This is a genomic window from Dactylosporangium sp. McL0621 (assembly GCF_049995355.1).
Classification (GTDB): Bacteria; Actinomycetota; Actinomycetes; order Mycobacteriales; family Micromonosporaceae; genus Dactylosporangium.
Window position 1 is genome coordinate 11,591,252 of the sequence record NZ_CP188259.1, and the last position, 23,749, is coordinate 11,615,000.

At 70.8% G+C, this 23,749-nt stretch carries 17 protein-coding genes and 2 rRNA genes (1 of these 19 only partly in view); 8 read left to right on the plus strand and 11 right to left on the minus strand.

Annotation, left to right across the window (positions count from 1 at the left end; all coding sequences use genetic code 11):
• Window positions 1–12: 12 nt before the first annotated feature.
• Window positions 13–2,370, minus strand: a complete 2,358-nt coding sequence (locus tag ACPPVO_RS54970) for a glycoside hydrolase family 65 protein (RefSeq protein ID WP_426507555.1) — start codon at window positions 2,368–2,370, stop codon at window positions 13–15.
• Complete coding sequence (locus ACPPVO_RS54975) at window positions 2,367–3,086, minus strand: beta-phosphoglucomutase family hydrolase (RefSeq protein WP_426507557.1); 720 nt, start codon at window positions 3,084–3,086, stop codon at window positions 2,367–2,369. The genes ACPPVO_RS54970 and ACPPVO_RS54975 overlap by 4 nt, the downstream gene beginning before the upstream one ends.
• 66 nt (window positions 3,087–3,152) lie before the next feature.
• Here ACPPVO_RS54975 and ACPPVO_RS54980 point away from each other — a divergent pair, with 66 nt between their 5' ends.
• On the plus strand, window positions 3,153–3,998 hold the full coding sequence (locus ACPPVO_RS54980; protein WP_426507559.1) for a hypothetical protein: 846 nt from the start codon (window positions 3,153–3,155) through the stop codon (window positions 3,996–3,998).
• A gap of 84 nt (window positions 3,999–4,082) precedes the next feature.
• Here the strand turns inward: ACPPVO_RS54980 and ACPPVO_RS54985 are convergent, their stop codons facing one another.
• A complete protein-coding gene (locus ACPPVO_RS54985; RefSeq protein WP_426507561.1) occupies window positions 4,083–5,606 on the minus strand; it encodes a chitinase in 1,524 nt (507 codons plus the stop codon).
• A 354-nt stretch (window positions 5,607–5,960) separates the two neighbouring features.
• Here ACPPVO_RS54985 and ileS point away from each other — a divergent pair, with 354 nt between their 5' ends.
• Complete coding sequence (gene ileS / locus ACPPVO_RS54990) at window positions 5,961–9,092, plus strand: isoleucine--tRNA ligase (RefSeq protein WP_426507563.1); 3,132 nt, start codon at window positions 5,961–5,963, stop codon at window positions 9,090–9,092.
• Here ileS and ACPPVO_RS54995 read toward each other — a convergent pair.
• Window positions 9,058–9,651: a helix-turn-helix domain-containing protein gene (locus tag ACPPVO_RS54995; protein WP_426507564.1), complete on the minus strand. Its 594-nt coding sequence runs from the start codon at window positions 9,649–9,651 to the stop codon at window positions 9,058–9,060. The two genes, ileS and ACPPVO_RS54995, sit on opposite strands and share 35 nt — an antisense overlap.
• A gap of 39 nt (window positions 9,652–9,690) precedes the next feature.
• Between ACPPVO_RS54995 and ACPPVO_RS55000 the strand changes: the two genes are divergently transcribed.
• The 3 genes from ACPPVO_RS55000 (at window position 9,691) to ACPPVO_RS55010 (ending at window position 11,971) form a co-directional block, all read left to right on the plus strand.
• Window positions 9,691–10,335, plus strand: coding sequence for a B3/B4 domain-containing protein (locus ACPPVO_RS55000; RefSeq protein WP_426507566.1), 645 nt, complete (start codon window positions 9,691–9,693; stop codon window positions 10,333–10,335).
• Complete coding sequence (locus ACPPVO_RS55005) at window positions 10,332–11,168, plus strand: EamA family transporter (RefSeq protein WP_426507567.1); 837 nt, start codon at window positions 10,332–10,334, stop codon at window positions 11,166–11,168. The genes ACPPVO_RS55000 and ACPPVO_RS55005 overlap by 4 nt, the downstream gene beginning before the upstream one ends.
• A 98-nt stretch (window positions 11,169–11,266) precedes the next feature.
• Complete coding sequence (locus tag ACPPVO_RS55010; protein WP_426507569.1) at window positions 11,267–11,971, plus strand: lysophospholipid acyltransferase family protein; 705 nt, start codon at window positions 11,267–11,269, stop codon at window positions 11,969–11,971.
• A 4-nt stretch (window positions 11,972–11,975) separates the two neighbouring features.
• Here the strand turns inward: ACPPVO_RS55010 and ndk are convergent, their stop codons facing one another.
• Window positions 11,976–12,389, minus strand: coding sequence for a nucleoside-diphosphate kinase (gene ndk / locus ACPPVO_RS55015; protein WP_426507570.1), 414 nt, complete (start codon window positions 12,387–12,389; stop codon window positions 11,976–11,978).
• Between the two features lie 137 nt (window positions 12,390–12,526).
• Here ndk and ACPPVO_RS55020 point away from each other — a divergent pair, with 137 nt between their 5' ends.
• Window positions 12,527–14,893, plus strand: a complete 2,367-nt coding sequence (locus tag ACPPVO_RS55020; RefSeq protein WP_426507572.1) for a VOC family protein — start codon at window positions 12,527–12,529, stop codon at window positions 14,891–14,893.
• Here ACPPVO_RS55020 and ACPPVO_RS55025 read toward each other — a convergent pair.
• From ACPPVO_RS55025 to ACPPVO_RS55040, 4 genes are read right to left on the minus strand one after another with little or no spacing between them, the layout of a single operon-like run.
• A complete protein-coding gene (locus ACPPVO_RS55025) occupies window positions 14,882–15,847 on the minus strand; it encodes a helix-turn-helix transcriptional regulator (RefSeq protein WP_426507574.1) in 966 nt (321 codons plus the stop codon). The genes ACPPVO_RS55020 and ACPPVO_RS55025 overlap by 12 nt on opposite strands.
• Window positions 15,847–16,203 carry a DUF4233 domain-containing protein gene (locus tag ACPPVO_RS55030; RefSeq protein WP_426507576.1) on the minus strand — a complete coding sequence of 119 codons (357 nt, stop codon included), beginning with the start codon at window positions 16,201–16,203 and terminating at the stop codon, window positions 15,847–15,849. The genes ACPPVO_RS55025 and ACPPVO_RS55030 overlap by 1 nt, the downstream gene beginning before the upstream one ends.
• The gene (locus tag ACPPVO_RS55035) at window positions 16,200–17,525 is read right to left on the minus strand and encodes a bifunctional folylpolyglutamate synthase/dihydrofolate synthase (RefSeq protein ID WP_360385071.1); all 1,326 of its coding nucleotides are present in this window, start codon (window positions 17,523–17,525) and stop codon (window positions 16,200–16,202) included. The genes ACPPVO_RS55030 and ACPPVO_RS55035 overlap by 4 nt, the downstream gene beginning before the upstream one ends.
• The gene (locus ACPPVO_RS55040) at window positions 17,522–20,146 is read right to left on the minus strand and encodes a valine--tRNA ligase (protein ID WP_426507579.1); all 2,625 of its coding nucleotides are present in this window, start codon (window positions 20,144–20,146) and stop codon (window positions 17,522–17,524) included. Before ACPPVO_RS55040 ends, ACPPVO_RS55035 begins: the two co-directional genes overlap by 4 nt.
• Before the next feature lie 73 nt (window positions 20,147–20,219).
• Here ACPPVO_RS55040 and ACPPVO_RS55045 point away from each other — a divergent pair, with 73 nt between their 5' ends.
• Together ACPPVO_RS55045 and ACPPVO_RS55050 are read left to right on the plus strand one after the other, a co-directional pair.
• Window positions 20,220–21,209, plus strand: a complete 990-nt coding sequence (locus ACPPVO_RS55045; protein WP_426507581.1) for a hypothetical protein — start codon at window positions 20,220–20,222, stop codon at window positions 21,207–21,209.
• A gap of 81 nt (window positions 21,210–21,290) precedes the next feature.
• Window positions 21,291–21,929, plus strand: coding sequence for a hypothetical protein (locus tag ACPPVO_RS55050; protein ID WP_426507582.1), 639 nt, complete (start codon window positions 21,291–21,293; stop codon window positions 21,927–21,929).
• Window positions 21,930–22,327: 398 nt separating this feature from the next.
• Here the strand turns inward: ACPPVO_RS55050 and rrf are convergent.
• Both rrf and ACPPVO_RS55060 read right to left on the minus strand, forming a co-directional pair.
• A 5S ribosomal RNA gene (gene rrf, locus ACPPVO_RS55055) occupies window positions 22,328–22,444 on the minus strand.
• Window positions 22,445–22,554: 110 nt separating this feature from the next.
• Window positions 22,555–23,749, minus strand: a 23S ribosomal RNA gene (locus tag ACPPVO_RS55060) (it continues 1,913 nt past the right edge of the window).

The window sequence follows — 23,749 nt, forward strand, 5'->3', positions numbered from 1 at the left end:
ATACCAGAGTACCTACCCGGGAACCTGTTCTCCCCGCTGCCGCCGGTGCGGGGCCCGGCCGCGGGGCTGCCGCGGGGCCGGCGTGGCCGGGTGCGGGGCGGGAATGCCCAGCGTGACGGGCTCGCCGGCCTTCACCGTCACCGCGTCGCCGTGGTGACGCAGCGCGACCTCCCCCTGATCGACCGAGTAGGTGGCGTGCTTGTGGTCGACCGCCACCCGCAGCACGTCGCCGTGGATCGTCACCGCGAACTTCAGGTTGTCGATTCGGGAGGGCAGCCGGGGCATGAACGACAGCTCGCCGCCGTAGTCGCGCATCCCGCCGAAGCCGGCCACGATCGCCAGCCAGGTGCCGGCCAGCGAGGCCATGTGCAGCCCGTCGCCCGCGTTGTGCTGCAGGTCGTACAGGTCGACGAAGGCGGCCTCGCCCAGGTAGTCGTACGCGAGCTCGGTGTGCCCGACCTCGGCCGCCATGACCGCCTGGGTGCACGCCGACAGCGAGGAGTCCCGGACCGTGCGCTCGTCGTAGTAGTGGAAGTTGCGGGCCTTCTCCTCGGCCGTGAACGCGTCGCCGCGCCAGTGCATCGCCAGCACGATGTCGGCCTGCTTGACCACCTGGCGGCGGTACAGGTCGAAGTACGGGTAGTGCAGCAGCAGCGGGTAGTGGTCGGGCGGGGTGTCCGCGAAGTCCCATTCCTGGTGCAGTGTGAAGTTCACCGACTGCTGGTGTACGCCGAGCTCCCGGTCGTAGGGCAGGTGCACCCGCGCCGCCGCGTCGCGCCACGAGGAGATCTCCTCGTCGTCGACCCCGAACTCGCGGGCCTTCTCCGGGTGCCGCTCGGCGGCGTCGGCGGCCGAGCGCAGATTGTGCTGCGCCATCAGGTTCGTGTAGATGTTGTCGTCCGCGATCGCGGAGTACTCGTCCGGCCCGGTCACCCCGTCGATGTGGAACACGCCGTGGCGGTCGTGGTGCCCCAGCGAGCGCCACAGCCGGGCGGTCTCGACCAGCAGCTCCAGCCCGCACTCGGCCTCGAAGTGCCGGTCGCCGGTGGCCTGCACGTAGCGGGCCACGGCCGCGGCGATGTCGGCGTTGACGTGGAAGCCCGCGGTCCCGGCCGGCCAGTAGGCCGAGCACTCCTGGCCGCGGATGGTGCGCCAGGGGAACGTGGCGCCCTTGAGACCCAGCTGACGGGCCCGGTCACGGGCCAGGTCGAGCGTGTCGTGGCGCCAGCGCAGCCCGTCGCGGGCGACCTGGGGATGGGTGTACGTCAGCACCGGCAGCACGAAGCTCTCGGTGTCCCAGAACACGTGCCCGTCGTAGCCGCGGCCGGTGAGCCCTTTCGCGGCGATCGGGCGGGCCTCGGCGCGCGCCCCGGCCTGCATGAGGTGGAACAGCGCGAAGCGGACGGCCTGCTGGATCTCGGCGTCGCCGTCGACCTCCACGTCGGCCTGGGCCCAGAACCCGTCGAGGTAGGTCCGCTGGGCCTTGGCCAGCCCGTCCCAGCCGCCGAGCCGGGCCCCGGCCACGGCGCCGTGCACCTGGTCGCGGATCGCCTGCCGGGAGCGCTGGCTGGACCAGCCGTAGGCGAGGTACTTCACGATCCGCAGCCGCTGGCCGGGCTGCAGCTCGCAGGCGAACGTGGTGCGGGCCCAGTCCTCGGTGGACTCGGTCTGTGAGCGCACCGGCACGGGCGCGTTGACCTCGTGGTCCATCTCGGCCCCGAGGCGCAGGCAGCTGGCGTTGGTGCGGTGCAGCAGCTGGGCGTTCAGGTCGTGGGCGTAGTGCCCCTCGGCGACCAGCGCGTGCCCGAGCGCGGCGGCGACCCGCGGGTCCTTGCTCGGCGCCGGCACATCCTCGTTGGCCACCAGCTCGGACTGCACGATCACCCGGGCCGGCTGGTCGACCGGCTCCACCTCGTAGAGGAACGCGGCGACCGAGCGCTGCTCCAGCGAGACCAGCCGGACGGTGCGGATCTTGATCCGCTGCCCGGCCGGCGAGGACCACTCGACGTCGCGCTGCAGGGTGCCGGCGCGTAGGTCGAGCACCCGCTCGTGGGCGTGCAGCTGCCCGTACCGCACGTCGAACGGCTCGTCGTCGACCAGCAGCCGGAAGACCTTGCCGTTGGTGACGTTGAGGATGGTCTGGCCCTCCTCCGGGAAGCCGTACCCGGCCTCGGCGTAGGGCAGCGGGCGCTCCTCGTAGAAGGAGTTCAGGTAGGTGCCGGGCAGCCCGAACGGCTCGCCCTCGTCGAGGTTGCCGCGCAGCCCGATGTGGCCGTTGGCCAGCGAGAACAGCGACTCGGTCCGGGCCAGGACGTCGACGTCCAGGCTGGTCTCGCGCAGCGCCCAGGGCTCGACGGGAAACACGCTCACAGCAACTCCCCCAGGTCTGCCACGACGATGTCGGCGCCGTCGCGCCGCAGGTCCGCGGCGTGCTCGCCGCCGACCCGGTCGACGCCCACGACGAAAAAGCCGCCGGCCCGGCCCGCGGCCACCCCGGCGAGCGCGTCCTCGAAGACGGCCGCGTGCGCCGGCTCGACGCCGAGCTCGCGCGCCGCTTCCAGGAAGGTGTCGGGCGCCGGCTTGCCCTTCAGGCCGCGCTCGCGGATCGTGACCCCGTCGACCCGGGCCTCCAGCAGGTCGGCCAGCCCGGTCGAGGTGATCACCTGCAGCGTGTTGGCGCTGGAGCTCACCACGGCGCAGCGCAGCCCGGCCGCGCGCGCCTTCTGCAGGTAGGTGACCGAGGCGGGGTACGGCTCCAGCCCCCCGGCCTCGAGCAGCTTCAGCACCTGGATGTTCTTGCGGTTGCCCAGCCCGTAGATCGTCTCGGCCCCGGGCGGGTCGTCGGGCGAGCCCTCCGGCAGCGAGATGCCGCGGGAGGTGAGGAAGTCGCGGACGCCCGCCTCGCGGGGCTTGCCGTCGACGTAGTCGTTGTAGTCGTGGACCGGGTCGAACTCCCGCTGACCCCTGGCCTTGAGGAATTCGTTGAACATCGCGGTCCAGGCTTTGTTGTGGATGACCGCCGTCGGGGTCAGCACACCATCGAGATCGAACAGGCACGCGGTGACGTGATCCGGTAGACCCAGCACCCCTGCGACGTTATCCCCGCGGAGCGAACTCTGCGCGGTGTGCGCGGGGTCGTTAGCCTTCAAGTTGTGACACAACCGCCGGACGAGTCGCCGACCCAGCGGCAGCCGGCCTCACCCACGTGGGTCGGCTCGGCCGCCGTGCCGCCGGGCGGGTCCCGCCGCCGGCGCCAGTGGGAGGACACGCTCGACCTCCCCTCGCAGCCCCGGACCCTGGACCTGCCCGCGGCACCCCCGCAGAGGCAACAACCACCACCACCCCGGATCCAGTACGTCCCGGTGGTACCCCCCGGCTACGGCCCGATGCCCCCGGGGTACCGCCCGGGCCCGTTCCCGCCGCCGCCGCAGTTCCGCCGGCGCCGCCGCAAGTGGCCGTGGGTGATGCTGTTCCTGCTCGTCCTGTGCGCGGGCTGCTGCGGCGGCTCCTACGCGTGGGCCCGGCCGTGGTGGGTGCAGTACCCGGCCTCGGTGAACGTCGACGCGGGCGTGGCCGGGCTGACCCGGCTCACCGACGCCGGCTCGAAGAAGACGGCCGAGCAGCTGCAGACCGCGCTGACCTCGGACCACCTCGACGAGGCCGGGTTCACGGTGGCGTACCAGGACACGAACGACGGCAGGGCGAAGATCCTGGTGTTCGGGGCGACCCGCCTGGTCACCGACCCGTCCCGCGACCTCGAGGCCAGCCTGCAGAAGCTCGGCACGAAGATCCAGGTGCAGAACGTGCGCGAGGTCGACCCGGGCGTGCTCGGCGGCGAGCAGCGCTGCGCCGCGTCGCGCCTCGACGGGCGCGCGGCCACCGTCTGCGGCTGGGCCGACCACGGGGTGATCGCGATCGCGGTCTTCGCCGGCAAGACGGTCGACGAGGCCTCCCGCTCGATGCAGAGCATCCGCGCGGCGATCGTCAACCGCGGCTGAACGGCAGAGCCGGAGCCCCGGGGGACCGGACGCTGGGCAACGTCCGGTCCCCCGGGGCCTGTGTTGGCGGAGGAATGCTTTCGCTTACGGCAGTGTGGCCAGGTGCGGCTTCACCGTCTTGGCGAAGCCGTTGCCGTTCTTGACGTCCCAGTTGATCGACCAGGTCATGGCCCCGCGGATGCCCGGGTAGGTGTGCGGCGGCTTGAAAGTTCCGCAGTTGGTACCGACCGCGAGGCAGTCCAGGGCCTGGTTGACCACGGAGGGGGCGACCACGCCGCCGCCGGCCGCGCCCGTGCCCGCCGGCAGCCCCAGGGCCACCTGGTCGGGGCGCAGGCCGTTCTCCAGCTGGATGCAGGCGAGGGCGGTGATGAAGTTGACCGTGCCCTGGGAGTACGCCTGCATCTGGTCGCAGCCGAGCATGCTGCCGGAGTTGTAGTACTGGGTGTAGACGACGGTGAGGATGTCCTTGATCGACAGGGCGAGGGCGAAGTAGCTGCCGCCCGTGGACTGCATGTCGATCGTCTGCGGCGCCATGGTGATGATGAGGTTCGCGCCGGCCTTGGCCCGCAGCGAGCGCAGCGCCTGCGCCATGTACGTCGGGTTCAGCCCGTTCTCGAGGTCGATGTCGATGCCGTCGAAGCCGTACTGCTGCATCAGCGCGTACGCGGTGTCGGCGAAGTTCGTGGCCGCGCCCGAGTCGCCGACGCTGACCCGCCCGGCCTCGCCGCCGACGGAGAGGATGACCTTCTTGCCCCGCGAGTGCAGGGTCGCGACGTCGGCCTTGAAGTCGGCGTCGGAGTAGCCGCCGAGCGCGCTGGACAGCCCGGGGTCGACCGCGAAGGCGAGCCCGCCGGCCTGGGAAGTGGCCTCCGCGAACGCCACGTCGATCAGGTCGTACTCGCTTGGCACGTCCCGCAGCCGCAGCGGCGTGGCGGGGTTGGTGAAGTCCTGCCAGTACCCGGTCAGGAAGTGCTTGGGCAGCGGCCCGGGCGGGGTCGACGGCGACGTGGAGGGCGAGCTCGACGGCGACTTCGAGGCCGACGGTGAGCTCGACGGCGACCTGGACGGCGAGGCCGAGGCCGAGGGGGACTTCGACGGCGTGGTCGGCTCGAGCGTGGTCGGGTTGCCGCCCGGGCCGTTGAGCGAGAAGTCGTCGGCGGTGTAGGCGGGCTGGCCGTACCAGCCGTGCACGTACACGCTCGCCGAGGTCTGGCTCGCGCCGGTGGTGAAGGCCACCGAGAGCTGCGAGTAGCCGCTGGTGCCCGGGGTCCAGGTGCTGGCGTCGACCCCGCCGGTCACGCCGATGAAGACGTAGGAGCCGTTGACCCAGCCCGAGAGGGTGTACTTCGTGTTCGGCTGGACCGACACGGTCTGCGAGCACTGCGCGGTCGTGCCGCCGGGCGTGCCGGCGAGCTTGTAGGTGCCGGAGTGCGCGGACCCGGACGTGACCGACGCGGACTCGCAGGTCCAGCCGGACGCGGAGCCGGACTCGAAGCCGGGGTTGGTGAGCAGTTCGGCGGCGGACGCGGGCAGTGCGATCAGGACCCCGGCGAGGGTCAGGACCGCCGCGCCGCCCCCTGCGAGCAGGGTGACATGGCGTGGACGCATGTGGGCTCCAGGTGGGGGTCACGTCGATGGGCGTCGACGTGTTCCTCCACGTTCCACGGACGGCAATTTAATGTCAAGGTTTCTTTACTATTCGATAAGGCTCCGCCCCGAAACGCGGTTTCGAGCCGCGCTATCCTCGGTGTACAGGCTTCGACCCGGCCATCACCGGCGAGCCTCCGGAAGAACGGCCACCCCGGTGGCCCAGTAGAACCGGACGGGCACCGGCCCGTTACAGCCGGCCAACGAGCGGCCGCCGAACGCACGATCACGGCGGCAAGCGGGGTGGTACCGCGGACCCTCGAGGTTCGTCCCCGCGTGGATGCGACACCGACCACGCGAGGAGTGCGACCACCGATGGCCTACCCGATGCACCGCACGGGCACCGGCGTCCCCGCGAGCCCGAACCTTCCCGAAGTCGAGCGCGAGGTCCTGGACTACTGGTCCGGCGACGCGACGTTCGCGGCCTCGGTGGAGCGCCGCCCGGCCGGCGACGACGGCTCGAACGAGTATGTGTTCTACGACGGGCCCCCGTTCGCCAACGGCCTGCCCCACTACGGGCACCTGCTGACCGGCTACGCGAAGGACGTCGTCCCGCGGTACAAGACCATGCAGGGCTTCCGCGTCGAGCGCCGCTTCGGCTGGGACTGCCACGGCATGCCGGCCGAGGTCGAGGCGGAGAAGCAGCTCGGCATCACCACGAAGGCCGAGATCCTCCAGCTCGGCGTGGACAAGTTCAACGCGGCCACCAAGGAGTCGGTGCTGCGCTACACCAGCGAGTGGGAGCGGTACGTCACCCGCCAGGCCCGCTGGGTCGACTTCACCAACGACTACAAGACGCTCGACCTGCCCTACATGGAGAGCGTCATGTGGGCCTTCAAGACCCTGCACGACAAGGGCCTGGTCTACGAGGGCTTCCGGGTGCTGGCCTACTGCTGGCGCTGCGAGACGCCGCTGTCCAACACCGAGCTGCGGATGGACGAGGACGTCTACCGCGACCGGCAGGACCCCGCGCTGACCGTGGCCTTCACGCTGGAGACCGGCGAGAAGATCCTGGTCTGGACGACGACCCCGTGGACGCTGCCCTCCAACCTGGCCATCGCGGTCGGGCCGGAGATCGAGTACGCCGTCTTCGAGGAGGACGGGCAGCGGTACATCCTCGCCGGGTCCCGCGTCGGCGCCTACGAGAAGGAGCTGGCCGGCGCGACCCGGGTCGGCTCGATCTCCGGCGCCCAGCTGGTCGGGCGGCGGTACACCCCGCTGTTCGGCTTCCTGGCCGACACCCCGAACGCGTTCCAGGTGATCGGGGCCGACTTCGTCACCACGGAGGACGGCACCGGCGTGGTGCACATGGCGCCCGCCTTCGGCGAGGACGACCAGAACGCGTGCGCCTCGGTGGACATCCCGACCGTCGTCACCGTCGACGAGCACACCCGGTTCACCTCGCTGGTCCCGGACTACCAGGGCCTGCAGGTCTTCGAGGCCAACAAGCCGGTGATCCGCGACCTCAAGGCGGCCGGCGTCGTCGTGCGCCACGACAGCTACACGCACTCGTACCCGCACTGCTGGCGCTGCGACACGCCCCTGGTGTACAAGGCCGTCTCCTCCTGGTTCGTGCAGGTGACCGCCTTCCGCGACCGGATGGTGGAGCTCAACCAGGAGATCACCTGGACGCCCGAGCACATCAAGGAGGGCTCGTTCGGCAAGTGGCTGGCCAACGCCCGCGACTGGTCGATCAGCCGGAACCGGTTCTGGGGCTCGCCGATCCCGGTGTGGAAGTCCGACGACCCGCAGTACCCGCGCATCGACGTGTACGGCTCGCTCGACGAGCTCGAGCGCGACTTCGGCGTGCGCCCCGCCGACCTGCACCGGCCCGAGATCGACAACCTGACGCGGCCCAACCCGGACGACCCGACCGGGGAGTCCGTCATGCGCCGCGTGCCCGAGGTGCTGGACTGCTGGTTCGAGTCCGGCTCGATGCCGTTCGCCCAGGTCCACTACCCGTTCGAGAACGCCGGCTGGTTCGAGCACCACTACCCCGGCGACTTCATCGTGGAGTACATCGGCCAGACCCGCGGCTGGTTCTACACCATGCACGTGCTGGCCACGGCGCTGTTCGACCGGCCCGCGTTCCGCAGCTGCGTGTCCCACGGCATCCTGCTCGGCGAGGACGGCCGCAAGATGTCCAAGAGCCTGCGCAACTACCCGGACGTGTACCGGGTGTTCGACGAGTACGGCTCCGACGCCATGCGCTGGTTCCTGGTCTCCTCGCCGGTGCTGCGCGGCGGGGACATGCCGGTGACGGAGACGGGCATCCGCGACTCGGTCCGGCACGTGCTGCTGCCGCTGTGGAACGTGTACTACTTCTTCTCGCTCTACGCCAACGCCGAGGGCTACACCGCGCGGGCCCGGACCGACAGCGCCGACCTGCTCGACCAGTACGTGCTGGCCAAGACCGGCGAGCTGGTGGCCACGGTGGAGCGGCAGCTGGACGCGTACGACATCTCCGGCGCCTGCGGTACCGTGCGCGCCTACCTCGACGCGCTGACCAACTGGTACGTGCGCCGGTCCCGCGACCGCTTCTGGTCCGGCGACCACGACGCGTTCGACACGCTGTCCACCGTGCTCACGACGCTCGCGCAGGTGCTCGCGCCGCTCGCCCCGCTGACCGCCGAGGAGATCTTCCGCGGCCTGACCGGCGAGCGTTCGGTACACCTGACCGACTGGCCGTCCGCGGCGGGCTTCCCGGCCGACCACCGGCTCGTGGCGGGCATGGACGCGGTGCGCGAGGTGTGCTCGGCCGCGCTGTCGCTGCGCAAGGCCCGCGGGCTGCGCGTGCGGCTGCCGCTGTCGACGCTGACCGTGGCCACCCCGGACGCGGCCGCGCTGCGCCCGTTCGCCGCGCTCGTCGCCGACGAGGTGAACGTCAAACGGGTCGAGTTCACCGACGACGTGGCCGCGCACTGCACGCCGGTGCTGACCCTGGTGCCGCGGGTGCTCGGGCCGCGCCTCGGCGGTCAGGTCCAGCAGGTGATCAAGGCGGTCAAGGCCGGCGACTGGAGCCAGGCCGGCGGGGTTGTGACGGCCGGCGGGGTTGCGCTGCAGGAGGGCGAGTACGACCTCAAGCTCGTCGCCGCGGACCCGACCCAGTCGGCGCCGCTGCCCGGCGGCGAGGGTGTCGTCGTCCTCGACAGCACCGTGACGCCGGAGCTGGCGGCCGAGGGCGTGGCCCGCGACCTGGTCCGGGTCATCCAGCAGGCCCGCCGCGACGCCGGCCTCGACGTGTCGGACCGGATCGTGGTCGTGGTCGACGGCCCGGACACGGTCGCCTCGGCCCTCGACGCGCACGGCTCGTTCGTGGCCGGCGAGACGCTGGCCAACTCGGTCGAGCTCGGCACCCTCGTCGACGGCTTCGCCGGCGAGGTCGGCGAGGGCGAGCCGGTCAAGGTGATCGTCACGCCCGTCGGTCGTGCTCCCCTTGGGGCATGACCACGACCATCGTGAGGACCGTCTCCACCGTGCCGCCGTTGCGGTACCGGTGGGGGCGGTCGGCCACGAAGTCGATGGTCTCCCGGGTCTGCACCTCGTAGTGGTTCCCGTCGACCTCCACCTGTAGCGAGCCCAGGCGCACGTGGATGATCTCCCGCGTGCCCGGGGTGTGGTCGCCGGAGTCGTGCTCCTCCCCCGGCGCCATCCGCCAGTCCCAGATCTCGACGAACGCGGGGTCGTTGACGCCGCGCAGCAGCCGCCCGGTGCCGCCGCCCGGCCCGCGCCACAGCACCGCGGGCTCGTCGGCGCCGACGATCTTCACCACCGGCTCGGGCTCGGCCTCCAGTAGCCGCCCGATGCTCACCCCGAAGGACTCGGCGACCCGGCACAGCGTGCCGATGCTCGGGTTGGTGCGGGCGCCCTCGATCTGCACGAGCATGCCCTTGCTTACACCCGAGCGGCTCGCCAGCTCGTCCAGCGACCAGCGTCTGCCCTGGCGAAGGCCCTTCACCTGGCGCGCGATCGCCAGCTGGGCGTCCCGCTCGCGGTCGGTCAACATATTTTCCTTCACGGTCATTATTATGGTACGACTGATGGCATGTTCGCCGTTGCCGATGAGGTCCTCGACCTGTGCCGCGCCGTGGGGCACGAGGCTACCGTGCTCGCGGTGCTCGCCGACGGGCTCCGCAACGGCCCCGGCGACCCGAAGCTGCTGCACGACGCGATCCAGGCCGCGGGCGACCTGAGCGCGCCGCACCCGCACCTGGAGGCGTGGCGCGACGTGTACCGCGCGTTCGGCGCCAAGCCTCAGCGGACGCCCTGCTCGGCGGAGGCGCTGCGCAAGCGGGCGTCCCGGGGCGACGTGCCGTCGGTCAACCGGATCGTCGACGCCTACAACGCCGTGAGCATCCGCTTCGCCGTGCCCATCGGCGGCGAGGACCGCGCCGCGCTGGCCGGCACCGAGCGCCTCGTGCGCGCCGCCGGCGACGAGCCCTTCGACACCGTCAAGGACGGCGCCCCGGCGGTCGAGTCGCCGGAGCCCGGCGAGGTGATCTGGCGCGACGACGTCGCCGTGACCTGCCGCCGCTGGAACTGGCGCCAGGGCCGGCGCACCGCGCTCACCGGCACCACCACCTCGGCCGTGTTCCTGCTCGAGGGCCTCGACACCGACCTGCACCCGCCCGCCGAGGCCCTGGTGGCGCTGCTCGACGCGGACTCCGCCACGATCGAGCGCCTCGCATGATCGGCATCGTCCTGGCCGCGCTGTCCGGGCTGGTCTGGGGCGTCGGCGACTTCTCCGGCGGCAAGGCCAGCCAGCGCGCCGACTCCCTGCTGGTCGTCGTGGTCTCCAAGGCCGCCAGCCTGCCCCTGCTCGGCCTCTACCTGCTCCTCGTCCCCGGCGCCCTAACCGGCCGGGCCCTGGCCTGGGGCGCGGCCTCCGGCGTGCTCGGCGTCCTCGGCATGATCGTCTTCTACCGCGCCCTGGCCGCCGGCGCGATGGCGATCGTCGCCCCGATCAGCGCCGTCACCGCGGCCCTGCTCCCGGTCGCGTTCGGCCTGGCCGGGGGCGAGCGCCCGGGCGCGCTGGCCCTGGCCGGCGCCGCGTGCGCGATCGCCGCGATCGGCCTGGTCAGCGCGGCCGGTGGCAGCGGCGGCCCGGTCACCGGCAAGCTCGTCGGCCTGGCCCTGCTCTCCGGCGCCGCGTTCGGCCTGTTCTTCACGTCCCTGTCCCACGCCGGCGACCACGCGGGCCTGTGGCCGATGGCGGGCGCGCAGATCGCCGCGGTCGCCCTGGGCGCGCCGTTCGCCCTGTTCCGCCTGCGCCGGGGCGCCGCCCGGCCGGCGGGCTCGTCGTGGGGCTGGCTGGTGACGGCGGGCCTGCTCGACATGAGCGCGAACGCCCTGTACCTGCTGGCGGTCGCGCGCGGCGACCTGAGCATCATCGCGCCGATCGCGTCGCTGTACCCGGTCTCCACGGTCCTGCTCGCCATGGGCATCGACCGCGAGCGCATGCGCCCCGTCCAGCTGGCCGGCCTCGGCCTGGCCGCGACCGCCCTGGTCCTCGTCGCCTCGTGACGGTGGCGTTGCCCACCTTGTTGACCCGCGCGGCTGCCGCCGCTCCGGCCTGCGGTTAGAGTGTGCGGCAGCGTCGAGTTGAGCCTGGTGGAGGGCATTTGTCCGCGCTCTATGCGGTCGGCAAGATGACCGTGGCACCCACGATCCGGCTCCTCTGGCGCCCGAAGATCATCGGCCTCGACAACGTACCGAAGACCGGCGCCGCCATCCTCGCCAGCAACCACCAGTCGGTGCTCGACTCGGTGATGATGGGCGCCATCGCCCCGCGCAACGTCTACTTCCTCGCCAAGGACCAGTACTTCCGCGGCCCCGGCATCAAGGGCGCGGCGCTGCGCAACATCATGTACGGCCTGAACCAGATCCCCGTGGACCGCTCGGGCGGCCGGGCCAGCCTCCTGGCCCTGGACGCCGCCCTGCCGGTCCTGCGCGCCGGGCACGTGCTGGGCATCTTCCCGGAGGGCACCCGCTCGACCGACGGCCGCCTGTACCGCGGCCGCCCGGGCGTGGCCAAGCTCGCCCTCGACGCCCCGGCGCCGATCATCCCGGTCGGCCTCATGGGCTTCGACCAGGTCATGCCGGTCGGCGCGTCATTGCCGAAGCTGGGCCCGAAGGTCGAGGTACGCATCGGCGAGCCCCTGGACCTGAGCCAGTGGCAGGGCGGCGGCGAGGTGGACAGCCGCGCGCTGCGCGAGGTCACCCTGAAACTCATGAACGCGATCCAGCAGCTGACCGGCCAGGAGTACGTCGGCCGCTACGCCCCGAAGCGCCCCGACCAGCTCGGCGAGCGCGCCACCGACGTGTGACCGCCTAGAGGGCGAGCTCCGGGAACCACAGCGCGATCTCGCGCTTCGCGCTGTCGGCGGAGTCCGAGGCGTGCACGAGGTTCTCGCGGTTGGACAGGGACAGGTCGCCGCGGATGCTGCCCGGGGCCGCCTTCCGGCCGTCGGTCGCGCCGATCAGGGTGCGCACCACGCCGATGGCCTCGTCGCCGGAGATCACCAGGGACACCAGGTTGCCGCTCGTCATGAAGTCGCGCAGCGGCGGGTAGAACGGGCGGTCCACGTGCTCGGCGTAGTGCTGGTCGGCCAGGGCCACGTCCATCGTGCGCAGCGCCATCGCCTCGATGGTCAGACCTTTGCGCTCCAAGCGCCCGAGAATCTCGCCCACCAGGCCGCGGCGGACGGCGTCGGGCTTGATGAGTACGAGCGTGCGCTCCGACACGAGAATCCTCCATGTTTGCACCGGTACCGCTCCGAAGCCTACCCAGCGTCACGGCGCGCGCCCCGCCAGGGTGCCGGAGACTTCCGTTTCGGTGATGATCAGGCATAGCCTGGTGTCAGTCGTCTGGGGAGGTCGACTTGCCGTCCAGCAACCGCGCGTCATCGAACGACAGCCGGAACCTGGTCATACTGCTGCTGATCGTGATCGGCGGGTTCCTGGCCTTCTGTGGCCTGGGCATGTCGAGCCCGCTCGTGATCGCGCTCGGCGTGATCGTGGCCGCGGCCGGTCCGGTAATGATCATGGTGGTCAACAATCGCAACAAGGTTCGGCTTTACGTCCACGGCACCGCCGTCGTCGAGGAGATCACGGCCCGGCCGACCCAGGAGGGGCGCAGTGCCCGCGGCCGGTTGAAGCTGACCATCACCGCCACCGGCATCCGGGGCGTGACGGTCACCGGCACCGATCCGGCGGTCCCGGTGGACAAGTGGCCGGAGCGCGGCGCCACCCTGCCGGTGCAGGTGCTCAAGGGCACGCCGCGCAAGTTCACCGTGCTCTGGGACCGCGTGCAGACGCACCAGGAGGTCGTCCTCACCGAGCAGCGCCGGCCCGCCGACGACCTCGTCGGCGACGACTACAGCGCGCTCAACGCCCACCACAACGGCGCCCGCGCGGAGGCCGCCGACCCCGACGACGCGTACCGCCGCCCCATGTACCTCCCGCCGGACAACACGCCCACGCTGACCGACCTGCCGCCGGTCGAGGCCGAGATCCAGGAGCCCGTCGGCGCCCGCGCCGGCGCTCCCGTCGCCACCGTGGCCCCGCCGGGCGAGCAGATCCCCGACGCGGCCCGCACCTCCGGCCGCCGCTCCCGCTTCGGCTTCCCGCTGCGCCAGAACAAGCCCCGCCACGCCGCCGGCGACCCGTCCCACCACGCCGCGGAGCCACTCGGCGCCACCGCGACCGCGACGACGTTCACGGAACCGGCCGCCCCGGAGATCGACACCGAGACGACCGCGACGGAGACGGCCGCGACCGACGAGGCCGAGGCGATCACGACAAGCAAGACCGAGGCCGGGGCCACCCCCGAAGCCGAAGCGATCACGACCACCGAGCCCGAGACGGTCACGACGAGCGCCGAGCCCGAACCCGAGGCGGAGCCCGAGTTCGAGGCCATCGACGACATCGAGCCGCCGGCCAAGGGCCAGACCATCATCGGCGAGGAGGACGAGCCGATCATCATGCGGCTCCGCTCCGCCCCGCGGCCCGGCGGCGGCCAGCACCGCAGGCCGAGCCCGCACCCGCGCGGCGGCGCGCACGAGCGGGTCCGCCGCAACCGCCCCGGCCGCACCCGCCCCGTCACCCCGGAGCCACCCGCCCTCCCCGAGCCGACCGCGCCCCCGCAGGCCGCGGTAACGGAAGCGCAGCCGGTCGAGACCCAGCCGGTCGAGACCGAGCCGACGGCGACCGAGACCGGAACCGCGACCGAGGCGGTCACCACGAAGCCGGTCGAGATCGAGGCGAGCCCGGAGGTGTACACCATCCCGGAGTCGGGCTCGATGGTCCCCGCCCCGCAGCTCGACACCGACACCGACACCGCCGCCGAGGTCGAGTGGTGGACCGGCCCCGACGAGCCACGGCCCGCCGCCGCGTACTACCCCGACCGCGAGTCCGAGCTCCCGCCCTTCCGCAGCCTGCACGTCGAGCCGTCGGTGATCGAGGGCGAGCTGGCCGAACCCGAGGCCGAGCACGTGACGGCCGAGCACATGACGGCCGAGGAGCAGACGGCCCAGGAGCAGACGGTTCAGGAGCAGACGGCCCAGGCCGGGGCGGTCGAGGCGGTCGAGGAGCCCCCGGCCACGGGCTCCGCATGGTCGGCCAACGGCAAGGGCCCCGTCCCCGTCGGCGCCGGCCTCTACAGCGCGCCCCCCGTCTTCCGCCCCGCGGCCCCGGACGACGAGGACGAGGAGCCGGTCGCGCCCGACCCGTACGCGACCGAGCACTACGTCCCGGCCGACGAGGCGACCGACGACGAGACCGAGGACGCCGACGCGCTCGAGGAGCAGCCGCTCAGCGAGGGCGCCGTCGCCGAGTTCCTGGCCGCCGGCCCCCGCCGCCAGCAGGCGATGCCCCTCGACGGCGTCAACGGCGTGAGCATCACGCTCATCGTGTCCGACCTGCAGCGCTCCCGCCGCTTCTACCGCGACACGCTGGGCCTGACCGAGCTCGACAGCGGCGAGACGAGCGCCGTGCTCGAGACCGGAACGGCCCGGGTCGTGCTGCGCCGCGTCGCCGACATGCCGCCGGTCGACCGCCGGGTGGTGCACCTGAACCTCGACGTCCCCGACGTGTACGACGCCTACGAGCGCCTCCGCGAGCAGGGCGTCGACTTCGTCCACCGGCCGCGGGTGGTGCCGCAGGGCGAGCAGCTGGAGCTGTGCTCGGCGACGTTCCGCGACCCGGACGGCCACGCGATCGCCCTGACCCGGTGGGAGCTACGACGCTGAGTAGAGCCGGACGAGCGCGGCCGCGTCGGCCCGCATGAGCGCGCGCAGCTCGTCCGGCGCGACCACCTCGAGGTCCGCGCCGAACCGCGCGAAGTCGACCCGGGCGTGCTCCAGCGACTCGATCGGCACCTCCACCTGCACCCGGCCGTCGTCGAGATCCACCGCCGACTCCCGCAGCGCCCGCCCCGCGACCGGCCCGAGCAGGAACCACAGCGAAACCGCGCGCGGCGACAGCCGTACCGTCGCCGAACCGCCGGAGTAGAGCGTCTCCTGCAGGCGATCGGAGAACTCCAGCCAGTACCGGCGCAGCTCGAAGTCGGAAGGGCGGGTGAAGTGCTCGCCGGTGAGCGCAAGCGTCGAGATGCGCGAGATCCGGTAGGCGTTCGTGCGCGAGCGGCCGGTCGCGACCACGTACCACGCGGTGCCCTTGAGCACGAGCCCCAGCGGCGCGAGCTCGCGCTCCACGGCGACGCCGTCCCACTTGCGGTACAAAACCCGGATCTTGCGCTGCTCCCAGACGGCCGTGGCGACCGTGTCGAGGTGCGGCGGCGCCTCGGGGTCGCGGAACCAGCCGGGGGCGTCGACGTGGACGCGCTCCTGGATGCGCCCGGCCGTCGTGCGCTGCTCGGCCGGCAGCGCGGCGAGCAGTTTGAGCCGCGCCGCGTCCAGGGTCGGGCCGAGGCCGAGGTCGGTGGCGCCGCTGCCGGCGAGAAACAGCGCGGAGGCCTCGTCGGCGGTAAGGCCGGTAAGGCTGGTTCGGTACCCGTCCAGCAGCGCGAACCCGCCGGCGGGCCCGCGATCGGCGTACACGGGCACGCCCGACGCGGACAGGGCGTCGATGTCGCGGTACACCGTGCGCACCGACACCTCGAGCTCGTCCGCGATCTGCTGCGCGGTCAGCCGGCCCCGGGTCTGCAACAGCAGCAGCGTCGAGAGGAGCCGGCTCGCGCGCATCAGTCCGGCTTGTTCGCGTAGACGGACCGGCGCACGTAGAGCGCGTACACCCAGGCCGCCCCGAACACCACGCCCAGGGCGAGCAGCGACCAGTGCAGGAAGCCACCGGCGAGCAGCGCGACCTGCACGACCAGCCCGGCGATCCACGCCCAGGAGTGCTTGAGCAGCCCGCAGAGCAGGAAGCACACGACCGCGAGGACGGCGCAGACCCAGATCGCCGCGGTGGTGTCCCCGTGGCCGAGCTTCGCCAGCGGCAGCAGGGCCAGCAGCAGTACGACCCCTTCGACGACGAGGCCCGCGGCCCCGACGCCCCGCACCGCCGCGCCCGGGTTCTTCAGTCCCGCCGGCGCGCTCATCGCTTGAGCAGCCCGCGGGCGTCGGCCACGGTCACGACCGAGCCGGTGATGAGGACGCCGATGGTGCCGGGGACGGCGTTGTCGCTCTCGGCGAGCGTCACGGCCGCGTCGATCGCATCGGGCATGTCCGGTACCACGTGCACCCGATCGGCCCCGTAGAGCTCCTCGGCGATCAGGCCCAGCTGGGCGGCCGACATCGCGCGGGGCGAGCTGTTGCGGGTCACCACGATGCTCTCGGTGATCGGCTCCAGCAGCTCCAGCATGCCCTCGACGTCCTTGTCGGCCAGGGCCGCGACGACCGCGATGAGCCCGCTGAACGCGAACTCCTCGGTCAGCGCCCGCACCGTGGCCTGCATGCCGTGCGCGTTGTGGGCCGCGTCGAGCAGGATCGGCGGCGACTTGCGCACCCGCTCCAGCCGGCCGGGCGAGGTGGTCCCGGCGAAGCCGTCGCGCACCGCCTCGGCGTTGAGCGCCCGCTCGGCGCCCGCGCCCAGGAACGCCTCGACCGCCGCGAGCGCGATTGCCGCGTTCTGCGCCTGGTGCTCGCCGTGCAGGGGCAGGAAGATCCCCTCGTACACCCCGGAGAGCCCCTGCAGCGTGAGCACCTGGCCGCCGACGGCGAGCTCGCGGTTGACCACCCCGAACTCGCGCCCCTCGCGGGCCATCGTCGCCCCGACCTCGGCGCAGCGCTCCAGGATCGGCCGCATCGCCTCCTCGGGCTGCAGGGCGCAGATCAGCGTCGAGCCCTTGTGCACGATCCCGGCCTTGGCCCAGGCGATCTCCTCGATCGTGTCGCCGAGCCACTCGGTGTGGTCGAGGCCGATCGGGGTGATCACCGTGGTCTGGGCCTGCAGCACGTTCGTCGCGTCGTCCGCGCCGCCCAGGCCGACCTCGACCACGGCCACGTCGACGGGCGCGTCGGCGAACGCGGCGAACGCCATCGCCGTTGTCATGTCGAAGTACGTCAGCGGAGCGTCGTTGCGCGCGTCGAGGTAGTCGGCCAGCGGCACGACCTCCTCGTACACCTCGACGAACTTCTCCTCGCTGATCGGCTCGCCCTCGATGCTGATCCGCTCGGTGATGCTCTGCAGGTGCGGGCTGGTGTACCGGCCGGTGCGCAGCCCGTGCGCCCGCAGCAGCGAGTCGATCATCCGGGCGGTCGACGTCTTGCCGTTGGTACCGGTCAGGTGGATCGCCGGGAACGCCCGCTGAGGGCTGCCGAGCGAGTCGAGCAGCCCCTCGATGCGCGAAAGGTCGAACACCATGCGGGTGAACCCGCGGGCGTTGAGCTCCTGGTCGACCTCGGTGAACGAGCGGGTCATCGCAGTGCTTCCAGCTGGGCGGCGATGCGGGTCAGGTCCGCCTCGGCGGCCTCGAGCCGCTCCCGGATCTTGGCCACCACCGCCTCCGGCGCCTTGCCGGTGAAGGCCGGGTTGCCGAGCTTGGCCCGGCACTGCGCCGCCTCCTTCTCCGCCGCCGCGTGGTCCTTGGTGAGCCGCGCCCGCTCGGCGGCGACGTCGATCGTGCCCCGGGTGTCGAGCTCCACGGTCACCCCGACGCCGACGGCCAGCTTCGCCGTCGCCGCGAAGTCCCCCTGCTTCGGGTGGTCGAGGCGGGCCAGCGAACGGATCAGGCCCTCGTGCGCGGTCAGCCCGGCCGCGTCGAGCCCCTCGAGCCGGGCGACGACCCGCTGGGCCGGCTTCACGCCCTGGTCGGACCGGAACCGGCGGACCTCGGTGACGACCCGCTGCAGGTTCTCGAGCTCACGCTCGGCCACGTCGTCGACGAGCTCCTTGTCCGCCACCGGCCACTCGGCCCGCATGACCGTCGGCCGGCCGGTGAGCGTCGTCCACAGCTCCTCGGTCACGAACGGCATGATCGGGTGCAGCAGCCGCTGCAGGCTCTCCAGCACGTGCCCCAGGACCCGGCGGGTGCGCGCCTTGGCCGCCTCGTCGTCGCCGCTGAGCACCGGCTTGGTCAGCTCCAGGTACCAGTCGCAGACGTCGTCCCAGGCGAAGTGGTACAGCGTGTCGCACACCTTCGCCAGCTCGAACGCCTCGAACTGCTGGTCGACCTCGCCGATCACGTGCTGCAGCCGGGACAGGACCCAGCGGTCGACGGTGCTCAGGTCCTCCGTGGGCAGCTCGCCCTCGACGGTGGCCCCGCCGGCCAGCCCGTACCGCGTCGCGTTCCACAGCTTGTTGGCGAAGTTGCGGGCGCCCTGCACCCACTCCTCGCTGACCGGCACGTCGGCGCCCGGGTTCGCCCCGCGCAGCAGCGTGAACCGGGTCGCGTCGGCGCCGAAGCGCTCGATCCAGTCCAGCGGGTCCACGACGTTGCCGAACGACTTCGACATCTTCTTGCCATGCTGGTCGCGGACCATGCCGTGCAACATCACGACGTCGAACGGCTGCCGCCCGTCCATCGCATAAAGGCCGAACATCATCATCCGGGCGACCCAGAAGAACAGGATGTCGTACCCCGTGACAAGCACGCTTGTCGGATAGAACTTGGCCAGGTCCGGGGTCTCGTCGGGCCAGCCGAGCGTGGAGAACGGCCACAGCGCCGAGCTGAACCAGGTGTCGAGCACGTCGGCGTCCTGCGTCCAGCCGTCGCCGGCCGGGGCCGCGTCGTCCGGGCCCACGCACACGACCTCGCCGTTCGGCCCGTACCACACCGGGATCCGGTGCCCCCACCACAGCTGCCGCGAGATGCACCAGTCGTGCATGTTGTCGACCCAGCCGAAGTACCGCTTCGTCAGCTCCGGCGGCTCGACCCGCACCCGCCCGTCGCGCACCGCGTCGCCGGCCGCCTTGGCCAGCGGCTCCGTCCGCACGAACCACTGCAGCGACAGCCGCGGCTCGACGGTGGTGCCGCAGCGCTGGCAGTGCCCGACGGCGTGCACGTACGGCCGCTTCTCCGCGACGATCCGGCCGTCCGCCCGCAGCGCCGCGACGACCGCCGGCCGCGCCTCGAACCGGTCCAGGCCGAGGAACGGCCCGTGCGCGGTGATCACGCCGTGCTCGTCCATCACCGTGAGGCTCGGCAGGTCGTGGCGCTGGCCGATCTCGAAGTCGTTCGGGTCGTGGGCCGGGGTCACCTTGACCGCGCCGGTGCCGAACGCCGGGTCGACGTGCGCGTCGGCGACGATCGGGATCCGCCGCCCGGTCAGCGGCAGCTCGACCTCGGTGCCGATCAGGTGCTTGTACCGCTCGTCGTCCGGGTGCACCGCGACCGCGGTGTCGCCGAGCATCGTCTCGGCCCGGGTGGTCGCCACCACGATCGCGTTGTCGCCGTCGCCGTAGCGGATCGACACGAGCTCGCCGTCGTCGTCGGAGTGCTCGACCTCGATGTCGCTCAGCGCCGTGAGGCACCGCGGGCACCAGTTGATGATGCGCTCGGCCCGGTAGATGAGCCCGTCGTCGAAGAGCCGCTTGAAGATCGTCAGCACGGCCCGGGACAGGCCCTCGTCCATGGTGAACCGCTCGCGGCTCCAGTCCACCGAGTCGCCCAGGCGCGTCATCTGGCCCAGGATCTTCCCGCCGGACTCGGTCTTCCACTGCCACACCCGCTCGACGAACGCGTCGCGGCCCAGGTCGTGCCGGGACTGCCCGTCACCGGCCAACTGCCGCTCGACCACGTTCTGGGTGGCGATGCCGGCGTGGTCCATGCCGGGCAGCCACAGCGTCTCGTACCCCTGCATGCGCTTACGCCGCGTGAGGGCGTCCTGCACCGAATGGTCGAGCGCGTGGCCGATGTGCAGGGAACCGGTGACGTTCGGCGGGGGCAATACGATCGAGAACGGCGGCTTGTCGCTTGACGCGTCCGCCTTGAACAGACCGTCGGCTACCCATTGCTCGTACCGCCGCTGCTCGACTTCGCCGGGGGCATACTGAGCCGAGAGCGCCGGGGTTGCCTGCCCCGTGCGTGGAGTATCCGTCACAGGCAAAGTCTAGAACTGTCGCGCAGGGGGTCTACGCTCGCCATTGCCCCTACACTCAGGAGACTGATCGACGGTGACCTACCCGCCGCAGAACTCGGATGACGAGCCGCGTTCCGAACCGTTCCGGCCGATGTCCTACGACCTCGCTCCGGAGTACGGGACCCCGCCGCCGGTGAACGCTCCCGGCCCGTACGGACAGCAGCCGCCACCCCCGCCGCGGCCTTATGGTCAACCGCCGGTTTCGGCGCAGCCCGGACAGTCTTATGGTCAACCGCCCGTTTCTGCGCAGCCTTATGGTCAACCGCCCGTTTCTGCGCAGCCTTACGGCCAGCCGCCGGTTTCGGCGCAGCCCGGGGCGCCTTATGGTCAGCCGGCCTACCAGCAGCCCGGCCCCGCCTACCCGCAGCCCGCACCGGTCTATCAGCCGCCGGTCCCCGGGCCGGGTTTCGCGCCCCCGCCGCCGCCCAAGAAGGGCAAGGGCCTGAAGATCACCCTCGGCGTGGTCGGCGGCGTCTTCCTGGTCTGCGCGGTGATCGCCTGCGTCGCCTTCTACCCCATCTACCGCGACGCCGGCGCGCACGTCTCCGCCCCGCCGACCCTCCCCGGCGGCCTCACGAAGCAGACCAGCGAAGAGGCCGACGCGCTCAAGTCGAGCATGGAGACCGACCTCAAGGGCAGCATCGACAGCATCGAAGAGGTCGAGACCGGGGTGTACTCGGACGAGAAGGACGACGACCCGACGCACATCGTCGTCATGGTCGCCGCGACGGGCACCTTCTTCTCCCCCGGCTCCGAGGTCGACGCCGCGTTCCGGGGCTTCGGCTCCAACAGCGGCCTGACTACGGTGACCTCGCCGACGGAGTACCCGGCGGGCAACCTGGGCGGCACCGCGAAGTGCGGCAGCAGCCAGTACAACCTCGGCACCGGCACCCAGAACCTCAAGGTGAGCATGTGCGTGTGGGCCGACCACGGCAGCGTCGGCATGGTCCTGTTCATGGGCCAGGACGTGTCGACCGCGTCGAGCCGCTTCGTGGCGATCCGCGAGGCCGTCCAGACCCGCTAGATCCGGATCTTCGGGGGCGCTCCGGCGCCCCTTTCCGGACGCTGACAGCGGCCGCCGAGCCACAGTTGCTACAGTGCGCCGATGGTCGACCCCGACGGCGGTCCCGCCGGCCTGTACTACGAAGACGACGACGACGAACCCACCGAAACTCCGGCGAGCCGCATCCCGCTCAAGCGAGTCGCGCTCATCACCGGCTCGGTCGCGGCCGCGGCGCTGCTGATCTCCGGCATCTTCTACGGCCCCACGGTCTTCCGCGTCCTGGGCCAGAGCGACACCGAGATCAAGTCCCCGGACAAGGTCGGCGCCTTCACCCTGGACAAGAGCGACGGGGCCCAGCAGACAAGCGAGTACATCCGCGACGCGATCGCCTCGAAGGTCAGCCTCGACAAAAGCGTGGGCCTCATCTACCGCGAGGGAACCACTGACGCGATCCTCGTGGCGGGCACCGCCCGCATCTGGAAGCCCGAGGACACCCTGAAGACCGCCTTCGACATGGTCGCCGACGACGCCGGCGGCGTACGCGACGCCAAGGACGTAGACACCGGCCCCCTGGGCGGCACGATGCGCTGCGGCACGACAAAGGTCGACGACTCGGACCTGACGGTCTGCGGCTGGGCGGACAACGGTTCCTTGGGCGTGGCCCTGTTCTCGAACCGCGGCGTACCGGAGTCCGCCAAGTCAATGCTGGAGCTCCGCACCGCGGTAGAACACCGCAACTAAGACCGCCGCACTCCAGGTCCTGCTCCGCACCGATAAGGACAACGGCTCCTTGGGCGTGGCCCTGTTCTCCAACCGCGGCGTACCGGAGTCCGCCAAGTCAATGCTGGAGCTCCGCACCGCGGTAGAACACCGCAGCTAAGACCGCCGCACTCCAGGTCCTTCTCCGCACCGATAAGGCCGGCTCCGCATGACGCGGGCCGGCCTTACCGACGGGCCGGCTCCGCACTACGCCTTCTTCAAAGCCCGCGAGCCACCTCGCAGTCGGTCTCCACCGTCGAACACCGCGCCTGACCTGGACAACAAAAAAGGCCGACCCTCACGGGCCGACCTCATGTCTTCGAGCTCAACAAAATGCTTCAGGGGCCCACCGAAATCGGTGAGCCCCTGAAGGAAATTTAGTCCGGCGGCGTCCTACTCTCCCACACTCTCTCGGGTGCAGTACCATCGGCGCTGGAGGGCTTAGCTTCCGGGTTCGGAATGGGACCGGGCGTTTCCCCTCCGCTATGGCCGCCGTAACACTATGAACCTGTCAACCCCGCACACCCGCCAACCGAAGCCGACAGGGTGCGTTCTGGTGTTGGTTCAGAATCACACAGTGGATGCAAAATCTTTCATGCTTGATATGTAGGTCAAGTCCTCGGCCTATTAGTACCGGTCAGCTCAAACCTGTTACCAGGCTTCCACTTCCGGCCTATCAACCCAGTGGTCTCGCTGGGGGCCTTAACCCTCTAGGGGTGGGATACCTCATCTCGAAGCGAGCTTCCCGCTTAGATGCTTTCAGCGGTTATCCCTTCCGAACGTAGCCAACCAGCCGTGCTCTTGGCAGAACAACTGGCACACCAGAGGTTCGTCCGTCCCGGTCCTCTCGTACTAGGGACAGCCCTTCTCAAGTATCCTACGCGCGCGGCGGATAGGGACCGAACTGTCTCACGACGTTCTAAACCCAGCTCGCGTACCGCTTTAATGGGCGAACAGCCCAACCCTTGGGACCTACTCCAGCCCCAGGATGCGACGAGCCGACATCGAGGTGCCAAACCATCCCGTCGATATGGACTCTTGGGGAAGATCAGCCTGTTATCCCCGGGGTACCTTTTATCCGTTGAGCGACACCGCTTCCACCTGCCAGTGCCGGATCACTAGTCCCGACTTTCGTCCCTGCTCGACCTGTCAGTCTCGCAGTCAAGCCCCCTTGTGCACTTGCACTCAACACCTGATTGCCAACCAGGCTGAGGGAACCTTTGGGCGCCTCCGTTACATTTTAGGAGGCAACCGCCCCAGTTAAACTACCCACCAGACACTGTCCCTGAACCGGCTCACGGTCCAAGGTTAGATACCCAAATCCAACAGAGTGGTATTTCAAGCTTGCCTCCACCCCCACTGGCGTGAGGACTTCACAGGCTCCCACCTATCCTACACAATCGAATTCGAGTACCAATGTCAAGCTATAGTGAAGGTCCCGGGGTCTTTCCGTCCTGCCGCGCGTAACGAGCATCTTTACTCGTAGTGCAATTTCGCCGGGCCTGTGGTTGAGACAGTGGGGAAGTCGTTACGCCATTCGTGCAGGTCGGAACTTACCCGACAAGGAATTTCGCTACCTTAGGATGGTTATAGTTACCACCGCCGTTTACTGGCGCTTAAGTTCTCCGCTTCGCCCCGAAGGACTAACAGGTCCCCTTAACGTTCCAGCACCGGGCAGGCGTCAGTCCATATACGTCGTCTTACGACTTAGCATGGACCTGTGTTTTTAGTAAACAGTCGCTTCCCCCTGGTCTCTGCGGCCACCAACCGCTCCACCAGCACGTGGTCTCACCATCGGTGGC

Coding starts and splice junctions, on each gene's coding strand:
- ACPPVO_RS54985 (WP_426507561.1), bottom strand. CDS start 5,606: ATGCGTCCACGCCATGTCACCCTGCTCGCAGGGGGCGGCGCGGCGGTC.
- ileS (WP_426507563.1), top strand. CDS start 5,961: ATGGCCTACCCGATGCACCGCACGGGCACCGGCGTCCCCGCGAGCCCG.
- ACPPVO_RS54995 (WP_426507564.1), bottom strand. CDS start 9,651: ATGTTGACCGACCGCGAGCGGGACGCCCAGCTGGCGATCGCGCGCCAG.
- ACPPVO_RS55000 (WP_426507566.1), top strand. CDS start 9,691: ATGTTCGCCGTTGCCGATGAGGTCCTCGACCTGTGCCGCGCCGTGGGG.
- ACPPVO_RS55005 (WP_426507567.1), top strand. CDS start 10,332: ATGATCGGCATCGTCCTGGCCGCGCTGTCCGGGCTGGTCTGGGGCGTC.
- ACPPVO_RS55025 (WP_426507574.1), bottom strand. CDS start 15,847: ATGCGCGCGAGCCGGCTCCTCTCGACGCTGCTGCTGTTGCAGACCCGG.
- ACPPVO_RS55030 (WP_426507576.1), bottom strand. CDS start 16,203: ATGAGCGCGCCGGCGGGACTGAAGAACCCGGGCGCGGCGGTGCGGGGC.
- ACPPVO_RS55035 (WP_360385071.1), bottom strand. CDS start 17,525: ATGACCCGCTCGTTCACCGAGGTCGACCAGGAGCTCAACGCCCGCGGG.
- ACPPVO_RS55050 (WP_426507582.1), top strand. CDS start 21,291: ATGGTCGACCCCGACGGCGGTCCCGCCGGCCTGTACTACGAAGACGAC.